This is a genomic window from Hydrogenophaga sp. (genome assembly GCF_030373245.1).
In the GTDB taxonomy this organism is placed as follows: Bacteria; Pseudomonadota; Gammaproteobacteria; order Burkholderiales; family Burkholderiaceae_C; genus Hydrogenophaga.
This window is the reverse complement of sequence record NZ_JAUCZF010000003.1, coordinates 362,539-377,309: the sequence shown is the minus strand read 5'-3', so window position 1 is coordinate 377,309 and position 14,771 is coordinate 362,539. Positions and strand designations below refer to the sequence as shown.

The window sequence follows — 14,771 nt, the reverse complement described above, 5'->3', positions numbered from 1 at the left end:
GCGGTCTCAGCGGGTGGTCTGTACCGAAAGGCCAACGCGCGTGACGCCTGCGCGTTGCAGCGTGTCCATCACCTTCACCACGGTTTCGTACTTCACGCTCTTGTCGGCGCTGATCACCACAGGTGTCGCGTCGTTTCCGGCCGCTGCATTGCCTTGCAGCTCGCGCACACTGGCAGCCAGCCGGTTGAGAGGCACGGCAGGGGGCTCACCAGTGGCGTTGCCCAGCTTCACCTGGACCTGCTCATCGCGGTCGATCAGCACCTGCACGAAGCGGTCGGGCTGGCGGCTCGCCTGGCCCACGCTGGGCAGATCGATCTGGCTCGGCGTGATCAGGGGCGCGGTCACCATGAAGATGATGAGCAGCACCAGCATCACGTCGATGAACGGGACCATGTTGATCTCGTTCATGGTGCGCCGGCCGCGGCCGCGGCCGCGTGCAGAAAGCTTGGCCATTTCAGACCCCCCACCTGGTGAGGCAGCGCAGCCGCCGCGACGGTGCAAGACCAGGGGTGCCGTGGAACCGCCGTTCGACCAGCTCAGGACGGGCCACAGGCATCGTCCTCTCGCGGGGGGGAGGCGCGCAGCGACGCAGGGGGGAGAGTTTCATCAGTGCCCCGACGCCGAGCTGCTGCCCAGGTTGCGTTGCAGGATGTTGGAGAACTCTTCCATGAAGGTTTCCATGGCGTTGGCCACGCGGTCGATGTCGTGGGTGAACCGGTTGTAGGCCACCACGGCCGGAATGGCTGCAAAGAGGCCGATCGCGGTGGCCACGAGCGCCTCGGCGATGCCAGGTGCCACGGCGGCCAGGGTCACCTGAACCAGCGAGGCCAGCCCGGTGAAGGCGTGCATGATGCCCCAGACGGTGCCGAACAGGCCCACATACGGCGCCACCGAGCCCACGGTGCCCAGGAACGACAGGTTGGATTCCAGCGCATCGAGCTCACGCTGGAAGCTCGCCCGCATCGCACGGCGCGCGCCATCAAGCAAGGCGCCACTGTCGGTGATGCGGCGTTCCCGCAGTTTCTGGTACTCGCGCATGCCGCTGGCAAAGATGCGTTCCATGGGGCCGCCGTGGCGCGCGCTCTGGGCGGCAGCGGTGTAGAGCTCGTTGAGGTTGGTGCCCGACCAGAACTCGCGCTCGAAGTCTTCGTTGTGGGTTTTCACTCGGCGGATCGCGAACACCTTGCGGAAAATGGCTGCCCAGCTGATGACCGACATGACCACCAGCAGCGCCACCACAGCCTGCACCACCCAGCTCGCATCGAGCATCAGTTGAACAATCGACAGGTCTTGGTTCATGGAGGGGTGTGAGGCAAAAGAAAGAAAAAGGTTTCGCGCGATCAGCCAGAGCTGCCGAGCAGGGCCAGCAGGTCCGCTGGAATGCGTCGGGGGCGCAGTTGGAGGGGATCGACCCAGCCGACGCGGATGCGGCCTTCGCACAGCAGGCGGGAGCCACGATCGACCTCTTCCCCGTGGGATGGCTGAAGCATCACGCTCTGTTCGATTGTGAGCGAGGCGCGACCCGCTTCAAGAAGGCACGCAGTAACCAAAAGCAAATCATCCAGACGGGCCGGTCGGTGGTAACGCACATCGGTGTGCGTCACCACGAACTGACCCGTGCCCTGTTCGCGCAGGCGTTGCTGCGCCAGGCCGAGGGAGCGCAGCCACTCGGTGCGCGCGCGTTCGAAAAACTTCAGGTAGTTGGCGTAAAAAACAATGCCGCCTGCATCGGTGTCTTCCCAATAGACTCGCACGGGCCAGGTGAAGGTAGCCCCCACGCTTTCCCGCTGGCGCGGCACGCTGCCCCCCACGGGGGCTGACCTGGCTTGGGGCGGCCCGTCGCGGCGGTCGTTGGCCCCCACGCTCTCCCGCTGGCGCGGCACGCTGCCCCCCATGGGGGCTGACCTGGCTTGGGGCGGCCCGTCGTGGCGGTCGTTGGCCCCCACGCTCCCCGCAGCGCGAGGATCGCTGCCGCCGTTCACGCTCAAAGCGCCTGCTCCAGCCGCTGCACCGCTTCGTGCAACTGGGCCATCGAATTGGCGGTGGAGAACCGCAGGTAGCGGCCCGGTTCGGCCTGGCCAAAGTCGCGCCCCGGAGTGGTGGCGATCTGGCAGCGCTGCATCAGTTCAAACGCCAGTGCCCAGCTGCCGCCCTGATCGGGTTGTGCACCCGTTGGCGGAATACCCCAGCGTTCACACAGGCCACGCACGTCGGCCCAGGCATAGAAGGCGCCGTCGGGCATGACCGGCACCGACAGGCCCAGGCGGTTGAGCTCGGGGATAAAGAAGTCTTTGCGCGCCTTGAACTCGGCGCGCCGCCGCTCGAATTCGGCCAGGCTCTCAGGTTCGAAGCAGGCCAGTGCCGCGTGCTGGGCAATGGTGCTGGCGCAGATGAACAGGTTTTGCGCCAGTCGCTCAACCACCGGCACCAGCGCGGGCGGCAGCACCAGCCACCCCAGGCGCCAGCCGGTCATGTTGAAGTATTTGGAGAAGCTGTTGATGCTGATGACCTCTTCGCCCAGGCCGTCGGGCAGGCCCAGCGCGCTGTGGCCGTAGTCTTCCTCGTAGCTGAGCCCGAGATAGATCTCGTCGACCAGGGTCACGCCACCGCGCTCGCGCACCAGCCGGGCAATGCGCTCCAGCTCATCCCGCGCGATGCTGGTGCCGGTGGGGTTGGAAGGCGAGGCCAGCAGCACACCGCGCGTGGCCGCCCGCCAGGCCGTCTGCACCTGGTCTGCGCTGAGCTGGAAACGCTGTTCAGGTCCGCAAGGGATCAGCACCGCGCGACCTTCGGCCGCCTGCACAAATTGCCGGTTGCAGGGGTAGCAGGGGTCGGGCATCAGCACTTCGTCGCCCGACTCGATGAGCGCGAGGCACGCGAGCTGCAAGGCGGCCGATGCGCCCGCGGTGACCACGATGCGAGCGGGGTCCACATCCAGTCCAAAGCGGCTGCCGTACCAGCCGCTGATGGCGCGGCGCAGGGCGGGCAGGCCGGTGGCCGGGGTGTACTGGCTGCGACCGTTCTGGATGGCACGCTCGGCGGCGGCCTGCACCAGCGGCGGCGCGGTGAAGTCCGGCTCGCCGATGTTGAGGTAAATCATGGGCCGCTGGTCTGGGCCGCCCTGGGCCGCCATCTCGGCCGCGGCCTTGGCCAGCTCCATCACGTAAAATGGCTCGACGCGCTGAGCGCGCTGCGCAATCCTCATGCTGCGCCAGGTTTGGGTTTGCGGCTGGTGCCGGCCGCTGCGCTGGCCGCCACCTCGACCGGACGCAACTGGGCTGCCAGCCCGTGCAGAACGCCATTCACGTACTTGTGGCCGTCGGTGCCGCCGAAGGACTTGGCCAGCTCGATGCACTCGTTGAGCACGACGCGCCATGGCACATCGAGGCAGTGCTGGAATTCGTACACGCCGATCCACAGCACGCCGTGCTCGATCGGCGAGAGCTCGACCAGCGGACGGTCGAGCAGGGGCGTGATCAAGGCGTCGAGCTCGGAGGCCTGCGCGATGCTGCCGTGCAGCAGGGCGTCGTAGTGCACGCTGTCGGCTTTGTGAAAGCCGGCGAGGTCGCGGGTGAACGCATCAATGTCGGTGGCTGCGTTGCGACCCACCAGGTGTTGATAAAGCGCCTGCAGGGCAAATTCACGGGCGCGGGTGCGTGCCGATTTGTCGGCGGCTTTGCGCGGCTTGATGGTGGGTGTGCCGGTGTCGCTCATGGTCATCCAATCTGCGCCAGCACGTGGGTCATCTCGACCGCGACGCGCGCGGCATCGCGACCCTTGTCGGTCTGGCGTGCGAGTGCCTGAGCCTCGTTTTCGACGGTGAGGATGGCGTTGGCAATCGGGATCTGGTAGTCGAGCGACAGGCGGGTCACGCCGGCGCCCGATTCGTTGGCCACCAGCTCGAAGTGGTAGGTCTCGCCGCGGATGATGCAACCCAGGGCGATGAGGGCGTCAAAGTCGTCGCGTTCGGCCAGCGCCTGCAAGGCCACCGGAATTTCCAGCGCGCCGGGCACGCTCACGTGCGTGATGTGTTTTTCAGGCACGCCCAGCGCCAGCAACTCGGCGTGGCAGGCCTGGAAGAGGGCGTTGGTGATGCCTTCGTTGAATCTCGCCTGCACGATGGCAATGGAGAGTTTCTTGCCGTCGAGGAGCTGGGCGGTGCCCTTGTCTGCGCCAAACATGTGGAGTCCGTTCTTGGGTTTGTTTTGGTTTCAGGCGCCGCGGCTGAGGTAGCCGGTGATCTCCAGGCCGTAGCCGGTCATGCTGGGCATGCGCCGCGGCTTGCCCATGAGCTGCATCTTGTGCACGCCGCTTTCGCGCAGGATCTGCGCCCCCACGCCGTAGGTGCGCAGGTCCATGCGGCCGCGCTCCGGTGCCTGGGCCGAGCGGGCCGTGCCCTCGAACTGCGCCAGCAGCTGGGCTGCCGATTCGCCGCAATTGAGCAGCACCGCCACGCCCGCACCCGCCTCCGCGATGTGGCGGAGGCTCATTTCCAGACTCCAGCTGTGCATGGCACGCCCGACCTCCAAGGCATCCAGCACCGACAGCGGCTCGTGCACGCGCACCGGGATGCTGTCGTCCGGCCCCCACTGGCCCTTCACCAGAGCCAGGTGCAAAGCGCCGCTGGGCTGGTCGCGGAAAGCGGTGACCTGGAACTCGCCGAACGCCGTCTGCATGGCGCGCGAGCCCAGGCGAGTCACCAGAGATTCGGTGCGGCTGCGGTATTCGATCAGGTCGGCGATGGTGCCGATTTTGAGCCCATGCTCGGCGGCGAAGATCTGCAGATCAGGCAGGCGTGCCATGGTGCCGTCGTCTTTCATGATCTCGCAGATCACCGACGTGGGTGAGCAGCCGGCCATGGCAGCCAGATCGCAGCCGGCCTCGGTGTGGCCTGCGCGCATGAGCACGCCGCCGTCCACCGCCTGCAGCGGAAAGATGTGGCCGGGCTGCACCAGGTCGTGTGGCTGGGCGTTGCGCGCTACTGCCGCCTGCACCGTGCGCGAGCGGTCGGCTGCCGAGATGCCGGTGGTCACGCCCTCAGCCGCTTCGATGGAGACGGTGAACGCCGTGCCCTTTTTGTCGCCATTGCGCGCCACCATGGGCGGCAGCTGCAGCTGCTCGCAGCGCTCGCGCGTGAGGGTGAGGCAGATGAGGCCGCGGCCGAAGCGCGCCATGAAGTTGATGGCCTCGGGCGTCACATGGTCGCCCGCGAGCACCAGGTCCCCCTCGTTTTCGCGGTCTTCCTCGTCGACCAGGATCACGATGCGCCCGGCGCGCATGTCGGCCACGATGTCTTCGACCGGAGAGATGGCGACCGGCGCCAGGATGTCAGGGGCGTTCATGCAACGGGTTCCGGTGAGGGGGTTTGGGTGGCGCCGAGCATGCGCTCCACATAGCGCGCCACGGTGTCGATTTCGAGGTTCACCGCAGCGCCCGCCATGAGCGACCCCAGGGCAGTGTGGTCCACGGTGTGGGGAATGAGGTTGATACTGATCTCGCAGCCATCGGCATGGTCTTGCACCTGGTTCACCGTGAGGCTCACGCCATTGACGGTGATCGAGCCTTTGTAGGCCAAGTATTTGCCCAGTTGGGGCGGCGCCATCACGCGCAGTTCCCAACTCTCGCCGATCTGCGCAAAACGGGTCACGGTGCCGACACCATCCACATGACCAGAGACGATGTGCCCGCCCAGGCGATCGCTGGCGCGCAGCGCTTTTTCCAGGTTGATGCGGGTGCCGATCTGTGCCAGGCCGGTGGTGCGGGCCAGGGATTCGGCCGAAATGTCGATGGTGAACTGCTGGGCGGGCAGGTCGAGCGAGGTGACTGTCATGCAGGCGCCGTTGAGCGCAATGCTGTCGCCCAGGCCGACATCGTTCAGGTAACCTGGCGGCGCCTCGATGTGAAGGCGCTTGCCATGGTTCAATGAACTGCCCAGAGCGTCAAGGGCGGCGATCCGCCCCACGCCGGTGATGATGCCGGTAAACATGCGGCTATTTTCGCAGGGTTTGGGCGGCGGCGCCGCAACGAGGGCGCCAGCCACGCCGGCGCCGTGATCTCCAGGGGTCAGGGGTGCAGGAAAGCGTCCCGTCCGACGACCCGCGCCTGGATCCGCAGGTCGTCACCCACCGGTTCCACCGAATGGAACTTCAGCTGCACGCAATCCGACAAAGATTGCAGCGGTCCAAACCCGGCCAACCCCTGGCCAGGGCCCAGCAGCCGGGGGGCCACATAGAGCAGGCATTCGTCCAGCAGCCCCTCGCGGATGAACGAGCCATTGAGTTTGTGGCCAGCTTCCAGGTGCAGCTCGTTCACCTCGCGTCGGGCGAGGTCGCGTATCATGGCAGGCAGGTCCACTTTGCGCTGGCCGGGCGCGCCCAGCCCGGGTAGGGCGATCACGGTCGCGCCGCGCTTTTCCAGTGCGCTGCGGCGGGCGTCGTCGTCGCTGGCGGTGTAAATCCAGATCTCGCGGCGCAGTCCATGGGCCGGCGGGTCGAACAAACGGGCATCCAGTGGCGTTTCCAGCCGGCTGTCCACGATCACCAGATGCGGTTGACGCTGCACGACCAGCTCGCGCACGTCCAGCATCGGATCGTCTTCGACGACGGTTCCGATGCCGGTGAGCACCGCGCAGGCGCGCGCGCGCCAGCTGTGGCCATTGGCCCGAGCGGCTGGGCCGGTGATCCACTGGCTTTCGCCGTTCTGCAGGGCCGACGTGCCATCCAGCGAGGCTGCCATCTTCATGCGCACCCAGGGCGTGCCACGGATCATGCGACTGAAGAAACCGATATTGAGTTCGCGGGAGGCGCGGGCAGGCTCGCTGTCGGGCGGCAACACCTCCACCTCAATGCCCGCAGCCCGCAGCCGCGCCACGCCTTGACCTGCGACCAGGGGGTTGGGGTCGAGCGTGGCCACCACCACCCTGGCCACGCCCGCCTCAATCAGGGCGTCGCAGCAGGGCGGGGTGCGTCCGTGGTGGGAGCAGGGCTCCAGGGTGACGTAGGCGGTGGCACCGTGGACAGGTTCGCCACGGGCCTGCGCGTCTCGCAGTGCCATGACCTCGGCGTGAGGTCCGCCGGCCTGCTGGGTGTGTCCTTGGCCGATTGCCCGGCCGTCAGGTACGACCAAGACACAACCGACGCGGGGGTTGGGGTTGCTGAGACGTTCGGCGACCAGTGCGAGCGCCTGGGCAGCTCCCCAAAAGGGTGACCCGCCGCCGATGGTCAACGCCAGCAGCCTGCTACGCCGCTCGGCCCGGTTGCCCCTTTGGTGCCCGTTTGGTTGATGGACAGCGTGCCACATGCAGTATCTCCTGCTTGCGCCCCGCCAGGTGTTGCTTCAAGTTGGTAGGCATTGGTCGCAATGGCAGGCAAAGCCGCCACCGTGAAGGTGTATCTTGTCCCGAGGTCGGTTCTGCAGGCCAGAGCGGGCAGCTGGGCTGAGTCCACCGCCGTTGCACAGGTGGCCCCCGTTCGGTCGTAGCGCAGGCAGGTGGTGTAGTTGCGCTCCATCCACTGCGCCAACTCCAGCAAACACCCAGCGCCAATTGCACGGTTCGTTCGCTGCACGTAGCTGGTATAGCTGGGGTAGGCGATGGCCGTGAGGATGCCAACCACCGCGACCACGATCATCAGTTCAATGAGGGTGAATCCAGCATGCTTGCGATGTCCAAGCAGGAAGCTACCGGCGGATTGAGTGTTCATGGGGACATTCTCAGATCGTTTGGTTTGCATGGCGTTAGTCACGGATGATCTCTCGCCAAGACTGGCGTCCTCGCAGAGTAGGGCTTGGTGTCGGGATGCCACCGCCAGCAATGGTCCCTCTGTCTCCTCCGGTACCACCAGTGATGAAGAACCTACCGACCAGCGTTGTCTGACCAGGTATACCAATGCCCAGGTCGATCGAACTGGGGAAAACGCCATTGACGGTTTCGTCAGTGAAATTGCCATCGTTGTTGGCGTCCAGGCTGGGGTTAGCGGTCTGGGCGCCCGTGAAAGGGTCGATGAGGTTGATGTAGCCACGGCCGCCTGGCGTGCAGTCGCTCACCTGAGGTATGGCCGAGCTGAAGAACATCACAGGCTGGGTGGTGAACCCGTAGGTGGAGGCCGTCACATTGCGTTCCCCAGCTTCTGGGAGATCAATGAAGAAGCCACTCCTGCCTGTCATGTCGCCGGAGACGGCGCCAGACAATGAGCGCACTGCTGCACCGCCTTGGGTGTAAGAAATGCTGAATAGCCTTTGCACGAGGTTGCTTCGGTTGGGGATGACTGTGTTGTCGTCGATCAAACCGTACAAGGTCTGTGCTGCGGTGCTGGAGGGGTCGCCAGCCAGAAAATAACTTCCGGTACCGAAGTGCACAAACACGCTGTTGTAGTTCGGGTCCCCCGCGACCGCGTTGACCGTGGTGGTGATGGGCGCAGTGATCGGCTGGGGATTGTTCAGCGCATCTCTCGCCTGAAACATCGGCTGGCCGGAATTGGCCACTCCCCAGGCGAGAGGCGACGTGCTGGACAGATCAAACTTCCAGACATTGCCTCTCAAATCACCGGCATAGACGAATTCCACGCGCCCGGCTCCGTTGAGGCGAAGCCCGGGGGTGGCCAAGCCGTTGTCGCCCCGGTGCGCGGCACCCGTGTCGAGCTTGGCGACCACCGCGCCGGTCGCCAGGTTGAACACGTAAAGCGCCGCGCCTTCGTTGGTGCTGTTGTAGCCGTTGGCCACGATGGCTACCCAGTCGCCATTGGTCAGTTGCGCAATCTTGGGTGTGCCAATCATGTGGCCCAGGTCAGGATCCGCAGCATCTACGTACTCCCAACGCACGTTGGTCTGTGTAAACGTCGAAGGGTTGGTGACATCCAAGCCGAAGATTCCTTTGCTTCCACGACCCATCGTCGCAACCAGGTAGTTGCTGGTGGTTTGGGCCACTGTGGACACGGCAATGTCACCGTCAACGAAATACTCAGGGTTGTCGTTGAAGGCCAAAGTGGCCAGGTTGCCTAGCCTGGAGAGCATCGGGCTGGGCACATAGCCAAAGAGCTCGTTGCCTGTGGTGCCATCAAAAGCATGCAACATGCCATCGTTGGCGCCTACAAACACGGTGTTGCTGTCCTGCACATACGCCGGAGATGAGTGGATGATGCTGCCCAGAACGGTGTTGGCTGCTCGGTCGCGAAAAGTCCCGCCATTCTGAAGCTCGCGGCCTCGATCGCCACGCAGGTAGTTGAACATCTGCTCGTCGTTGTTCAACAGACCTTGTTCCGCGGTGGAAAGCTCTCCCCAAAGAAACGGCCTTCCCAGAACGCCAGGAGTATCAGAGCCGTAGAACAGTCTCCGAGCCGAAAAGGCCGGAATCCGTCCAGTGTCCGAGGTTCTCCACAAGGGAGTTGTATTGAGGCCAGATGCGCTGACCGGGTACGCCACCAACTCACCTGACCATCGCTGGCTGGCGTAAAGACCTTGAAACACCAGCGAGTTGGACGACACCTGGGTGCTGTTGGCGACCACGTTTCCGCCGCTACCGCTGCGCTCCAAAATGCTGTTGAATGCCTTCTGAAGGCTGTCGCGAAGCGTCGAAGGGTTTTGCACCAGGAAGTAAGTATCTGGCACGCCGTCTCCATCGGCGTCCCACTCGACATCGAGGTCTGGGGTCCTGCTGCCGTTGCGGTCCACAAAACCGCCGTACTTGGCTGCATACCAAAGGGGGTCTTTGAGCAGGGTGGCTCCACCGCTGCCAGCGCTGTTGGGGGAAAAAGTGAAGGTGGGCGCGGCCTCACCAATCCTGGGCAGCGATCCACAGGCTGCTGGCGGTGTGGCCACGTCGCAAAAGCCTGCAGATTCGCCAGCGGGAACGTTGAGAAAGTACCGGGGCCCACCAGCCTCGTCCTTGGCGACCAGGTAAACGCCATCGCGGTTGGTGCCCGAGATGACATAGCCCATGTTCTGTTTCATACCGCCGGCCTGGTAGGTCGGGATCACCGTGACCGACAGCGTGCTGTCGGAGTTGGCCTGAATCACGTACCGCGCGATGGCGTCCATGTCGTGATCGCCGCCTTGTTCCACGTCTTCGAAGTTGATCTGGAATTCGGCGTAGTACCGACCTCCGTTGATGCCAGGATTCATGTTGCCTGGACCCGAGTTGGCGATGGTCTCGACATAAAAGTCGACGATCTGGTTGGTTGGCTGATATTGTCCCTTGGCACTGTTAACCCCTGTGGCGCCGAACTCAACTGTCTTGGAAAACGGCACCAGAGTGATCACGCGCCCGTTGGGCAACGCAGCCTCGATTTTTGGCAGCGGTGAACTCAGCGCGACCACGTAGTTATCAATCGTCTGCGTCCCCTGTAGCGGATTGGATCCTGCCGGGCGAAGGTCGTTGGTGCGGGCGTAATAGGCAACGGACGCCGAGTAGTAGCTGCCCTGCTTGGAGGGTTCTTCCGGCGCCAATCCACGGATGTTGCCCAGCGAGGTAACGTTTTTTGCCGTCGGGGCGGAGTCGAACGTGGCGCCCACCTGTCCAATGAAGCGCTGCCCTGTGATCGAGGATACGCCGCTGTCTTCAATCCCGGTGATCGTGTTTCCCAACGCAGCCGCGTTGAAGCCCGGCAGTTGCCCGCCGTCACCAAAGCCGGTGAAGGCGCTCCCCGGCACGGTGTCCGAATCGTAGGAAGGGTTGATGTCGGAAATGGTCAGAAAACTGGCGCGCGAGCAGTAGGGGGCTCTTGCGGCGCTGGTGGCTGAATACGGGTCGTCCCAGGCGGCCGAGGTCAGCCCCACTTGCCCGTCGATCGTGGTCCCGGTCGAAAACGAAGCGGTAGGCGCACCCCGCCCAGCGAAATAGCGGGTGGCCTCGTACAGCATTTCCCCGATCGGGTTGCCCCAGTCCACAAACTGACCCTCAACCAGCGCCACTACCCCCCGGTTGTAGGGGTTGTTCCCGTACTCTCCACTGGTCACACCGTTGTTAAAGTCACGGATACGAAGTCGGTTGAATGTGGTGACGATCGGCGATGCGGCATTGAATATGCCGGTGTTGGCATCGACTTCGTCGGCAAAAGAGGAAACCACCTTGCGCAGCCGGCCGCCCGACATGTGCTGGTCGTAACTGCCCGTCATCAAGCCAAACAACATGGCATCGGTTTCGCCGTACTCGTGCAAAAGGCCAATCGGCTTGTAGCTCCCGTTCGGATATTGCTTGCAGCCTGCATTGAACGCAGCGGTACACACTCGAACCCGGACAGCGAAGTTCTGCTCGGCACCGGTGCCAGCCGGGAAGGCTCCAGAGGACAGTGAGTCGTGCAGTACCGGGCGCTCCTTAGAGGCCCACTCCCAGATTCGACGGTTGTTGCCAACGTTTTCGCGAATGCGCAGCACGGGCAGGATATCGCTGCAGTTGTCGAGCGTGCTGCAGTTGACATTTCTGTTCGGTGTCAGGTTGCCGAAGAAGTGCCGACGGTCGGTAGCGCTGGGCAGGCTGAGGGGCGTGTAGTCCTCGATGTCGTAGCCATCGGTGGCCACGCTGTGGTATTCCTTGCCCCAGCTGTGCGCATCCTGGGGGATATAGGCCCGCCTAAGAATGGTCAAGTTGGTGGTGTCCGTGTCCCTGTGGCCACCATAGAGCACCTTGCGCAACGCATCGATGCGGCTTGTGGTCATGTAGTTCAGCCAGTTACCAGACCAGTGCGTGCTTGTGCTGCAAACACCTAGAGCGCCAGCCGTTGCCGAGGGATTGAATCGGTTGTTGGTGGTGCTGTAGGAGTAGCACAGGGAGGAATCGTACAGACCGTAGTAGGTGATGCTGGGTTTGAAGCGAGTGTCCAAAGTGCCATCGCCATCGATGTCGCTGGAGTCGTTGTAGGCCTCATAAAACAGCTTGTGGTCCTTTCCAGTCACCAGCATCGTCATGGGCTTGGCGCTGATGTTGGCACCCAAAGGCGTGTTGGGCCACACCACCACGGCGCTGACCGTCAGGTTGACCGCAGCTATCGAGAGAATCGCCAAGGCCTGAAGGCCTTTGTTGATGAACTTTGAGTAGGGCATGAAGGACTCCGAGTCTCAATCAGGGGGTGGCGTAAATGGATTGCAGGATCACTGTGGCTCTGTCGGCGCCAGCATTGCTGCGAGCTGTGATCCGGTAGCGCTTGCACGCCAAGTTCGTTGGTGCGGCGAGGTCGCAAGGAAAGTTGTTGCCTAGGTGCTCGATGATGTATTGCGGAGTGACCGTGATCGGACCGCTGGTCACAGGGGTGGCGTTCTGCCAGCCGGCAAACGCGGCGTCTTCCCAGCGTGGGACTGCCCCGACAACGGGAGCGCCACAGATGCCATTGCCTGGACAAGTTCCTGCCGCCGGCGTCGGCGGCACGCCCGGTGGTTCCAGGAGTGCCTCGGCCTCGCGAAGCGTCGCCTCAGCTGCCTGAAACGAGATTCCTCGATCAAGGGTGTTGGAAGCCATCTTTTCTTCCAGCGTGACGGAACGCATGGCGCCCAGCCCAAGCAGCGTCATGACAACCAAAAGGATCAGCGCGACAACCAGCGCCACGCCTCTTTGCCTCGGCGCATGCTTGGCGCGAGAGCGGGTCGATCGGGTAGGCATGCTCTGCATCATTCGAGTCGGTTTCTGAGGTTGACCACGTAAATCAGCTGGCGCTGTATCGGCTGTTGATTGGTGCCAACGGTATTCAAGGTCTGCATAGTCAGGTTGAACCGCACTGCGACGACCTGAGCCAGTGCAGCAGCAGTCCAGTCGTCTGCTGGAGCGGCGTCGACCCAGTCAGCAGCAGGCGTCAGCACGGCCCCAACGAGCGTGCTGCGGAGGTACTGGATTTGCATGTCGGTGACGCCCTCGGCGATCTCTTCGGGCGCTATGCCCCTGCTTTGCCGGTACAAGGACCGTCCACCGCGGCTGTTGTTGCCGATGTACCAGAAGCTCGCCGTGAGCGGACTGACAAAGCCGCCCGGCGCAAAAGTCTTCGCGGGGGGGGTCACACAGTTGTTTGGGAAACCGAACGATGTTGTGCAGTTGGCGACCGTGTTGAAGGCAACGGTGTTGGTGCCTGCGACCGACGTGACTTGGGCGATCGCCGCGGAGGTGCTGTCGCAGATCATCACTGTGGAGCCCGCCAAACCGCCATTGGGCGCAGACAGTGTGATCTGGCCGGCCGCGGGGTCGTGCACAACGATGCCTGCACTGAATCCGATGGCGCTGCCGACCATTTGAATCGCATCGGTACCTGCCACCCGCTGGGCTACGGCAGTGCCTGTCGGTCTGAACGCAGCATCTGTGCCACTCTCGTAGCCGATGACAGTGCCTGCATCCCAGTCGGTGGACCAATCATTCGCAGCCAGCACGTTCGCGACAAATCCGGTGCCACAGGGGTTGCCGCCCGCCTGCCGCAGTTCCCTGGCCATCAGTTCAAACGAAATGCGGGCGTTTTCCTGGAGCCTGTTCAACGATTCGGTGGTTCGAAACGCCTGCTGATTGGTCACGTAAATGCTGATGACGCCTCCGATGATGATCAAGCCCAACGTGAGGGCAACCATCAACTCGACCAGGCTGAAGCCCATCTGCGCACGCGTCGATACCGGTCGTGGCCTTGAGCGCAAACTGGAAGAGGTTTTCATAGGCGGCTCGTTGTCACAAAGGTCTGGGCGCCAAGTCCACCAGCCCGGCTGTCGTCCCAGGTGATCGTGACGGTGACGTTGCCTGAGATCGCATCAACATTCACCTGGCCACAGGTGCCTGTATCGCCAAGACTCCCTCTCAGGCTTTGAACCCAGTGTCGCAAGTTGTTGTCACTGAGCGCTGCTCCGACAACGCCCGCTGGATTGCATATGGCTGCTCGGTTGTAGTTGCCGAGCTGCGCATTGACCGGATCGGCTCGCATGGCATCCATGATGTAGTAGCTCAGCATGACTGCCTGACCGCGTGCGTAGCTGCTTTGGCTGGTTCGAAGTGATTTCGACTGAAGACCAGCCATCCCAAGCAGCCCCAGGGCCAATATGAGCACAGCCACCAGGACTTCGATGAGTCCCACACCTCTTTGGCGTTTGGCTTCGGCTCCAATCCGTTGACGGCGTAGGCCGCGCGAGGCACGAGTGGTCGACAGGATCATGTTGGTGCTGCGCATGCGTTTGATACTGTGGCGGGTGTGCTGGTCTCAACGCGCCCCACTGAACTGATAGCAACATCCCTCGCACGAGTTGCGTCGGGCAGGGCTGTCGATGTTTCACAAACCCGCAGCGTTGCTACTGCCCCCCCGGGCAGAGCCCCTCCAGCGAGCGTTCTCGCTGTGCCGTCCGACGAAAAGGACACGTACTGAGCGACGGAGGCTCCTCCTCGCACGACCGTGTTGGTAGGCGTCGGTTGTGTGTAGCTCAGGACCGTTTCTCCGGCATCGACGGCGGCGGTGAGGCCAGCACGCGTGGTGTCAACAAAAACAATCCAGCCTGCGCTCCAGTCGCCAACGGTTGCACATGCGGTCCCGTTGGTACTCATGCACACGGTAATTCGAACGCCACGGCGAATGGCTTCTGATCGAGCTTGCGCCAGCGTTCCCACCAGGTCGTTGGTCAAACTGGTCAGACGGTTCGACGCAATGGTGCCGCGAAAGCTTGGTACGCCAATCGCAAGGATGACCGCAGCGACCGCAATCGTGACCAGCAATTCGACCAGGGTGAATCCTCTCTGCCGACCAACAGCAGATTGAAAGCGAGGAAAAATGAGATTGTTCACCATCCGATTTTGCTTTCGATAGGCAGCTCTCCACGAGCTTTGGCGC

15 protein-coding genes are annotated in these 14,771 nt (G+C 63.2%); all 15 read right to left on the bottom strand.

Annotated elements, in window-relative coordinates; all coding sequences use genetic code 11:
• Window positions 1-6 precede the first annotated feature (6 nt).
• Window positions 7-453 (bottom strand): ExbD/TolR family protein, encoded by a 447-nt coding sequence (locus QUV25_RS09835; RefSeq protein WP_300863471.1) that lies wholly within the window; start codon window positions 451-453, stop codon window positions 7-9.
• Between the two features lie 153 nt (window positions 454-606).
• Window positions 607-1,299, bottom strand: coding sequence for a protein TolQ (gene tolQ, locus QUV25_RS09830; protein ID WP_300863469.1), 693 nt, complete (start codon window positions 1,297-1,299; stop codon window positions 607-609).
• A gap of 41 nt (window positions 1,300-1,340) precedes the next feature.
• Complete coding sequence (gene ybgC, locus QUV25_RS09825) at window positions 1,341-1,811, bottom strand: tol-pal system-associated acyl-CoA thioesterase (protein ID WP_300863585.1); 471 nt, start codon at window positions 1,809-1,811, stop codon at window positions 1,341-1,343.
• 173 nt (window positions 1,812-1,984) lie between these two features.
• Entirely contained in the window at window positions 1,985-3,205 is a 1,221-nt protein-coding gene (locus QUV25_RS09820; protein WP_300863468.1) for a pyridoxal phosphate-dependent aminotransferase, read from the bottom strand.
• Complete coding sequence (nusB, locus tag QUV25_RS09815; RefSeq protein ID WP_366945651.1) at window positions 3,202-3,714, bottom strand: transcription antitermination factor NusB; 513 nt, start codon at window positions 3,712-3,714, stop codon at window positions 3,202-3,204. The genes QUV25_RS09820 and nusB overlap by 4 nt, the downstream gene beginning before the upstream one ends.
• 2 nt (window positions 3,715-3,716) lie before the next feature.
• Window positions 3,717-4,181, bottom strand: coding sequence for a 6,7-dimethyl-8-ribityllumazine synthase (gene ribH, locus QUV25_RS09810; RefSeq protein ID WP_300863467.1), 465 nt, complete (start codon window positions 4,179-4,181; stop codon window positions 3,717-3,719).
• Between the two features lie 30 nt (window positions 4,182-4,211).
• Window positions 4,212-5,342 (bottom strand): bifunctional 3,4-dihydroxy-2-butanone-4-phosphate synthase/GTP cyclohydrolase II, encoded by a 1,131-nt coding sequence (gene ribBA / locus QUV25_RS09805; RefSeq protein ID WP_300863465.1) that lies wholly within the window; start codon window positions 5,340-5,342, stop codon window positions 4,212-4,214.
• Window positions 5,339-5,986 (bottom strand): riboflavin synthase, encoded by a 648-nt coding sequence (locus tag QUV25_RS09800; protein WP_300863463.1) that lies wholly within the window; start codon window positions 5,984-5,986, stop codon window positions 5,339-5,341. Before QUV25_RS09800 ends, ribBA begins: the two co-directional genes overlap by 4 nt.
• 77 nt (window positions 5,987-6,063) lie before the next feature.
• Window positions 6,064-7,218 carry a bifunctional diaminohydroxyphosphoribosylaminopyrimidine deaminase/5-amino-6-(5-phosphoribosylamino)uracil reductase RibD gene (gene ribD / locus QUV25_RS09795; protein ID WP_300863584.1) on the bottom strand — a complete coding sequence of 385 codons (1,155 nt, stop codon included), beginning with the start codon at window positions 7,216-7,218 and terminating at the stop codon, window positions 6,064-6,066.
• 2 nt (window positions 7,219-7,220) lie between these two features.
• Window positions 7,221-7,700 carry a type IV pilin protein gene (locus QUV25_RS09790; RefSeq protein ID WP_300863462.1) on the bottom strand — a complete coding sequence of 160 codons (480 nt, stop codon included), beginning with the start codon at window positions 7,698-7,700 and terminating at the stop codon, window positions 7,221-7,223.
• A gap of 34 nt (window positions 7,701-7,734) precedes the next feature.
• On the bottom strand, window positions 7,735-11,994 hold the full coding sequence (locus QUV25_RS09785; protein WP_300863461.1) for a PilC/PilY family type IV pilus protein: 4,260 nt from the start codon (window positions 11,992-11,994) through the stop codon (window positions 7,735-7,737).
• Between the two features lie 58 nt (window positions 11,995-12,052).
• Entirely contained in the window at window positions 12,053-12,532 is a 480-nt protein-coding gene (locus tag QUV25_RS09780) for a PilX N-terminal domain-containing pilus assembly protein (protein WP_300863460.1), read from the bottom strand.
• A 62-nt stretch (window positions 12,533-12,594) separates the two neighbouring features.
• On the bottom strand, window positions 12,595-13,614 hold the full coding sequence (locus QUV25_RS09775; protein WP_300863459.1) for a PilW family protein: 1,020 nt from the start codon (window positions 13,612-13,614) through the stop codon (window positions 12,595-12,597).
• Window positions 13,611-14,120: a type IV pilus modification protein PilV gene (gene pilV / locus QUV25_RS09770; RefSeq protein ID WP_300863458.1), complete on the bottom strand. Its 510-nt coding sequence runs from the start codon at window positions 14,118-14,120 to the stop codon at window positions 13,611-13,613. The genes QUV25_RS09775 and pilV overlap by 4 nt, the downstream gene beginning before the upstream one ends.
• Window positions 14,102-14,725: a GspH/FimT family pseudopilin gene (locus QUV25_RS09765; protein WP_300863456.1), complete on the bottom strand. Its 624-nt coding sequence runs from the start codon at window positions 14,723-14,725 to the stop codon at window positions 14,102-14,104. Before QUV25_RS09765 ends, pilV begins: the two co-directional genes overlap by 19 nt.
• Between the last annotated feature and the right edge of the window lie 46 nt (window positions 14,726-14,771).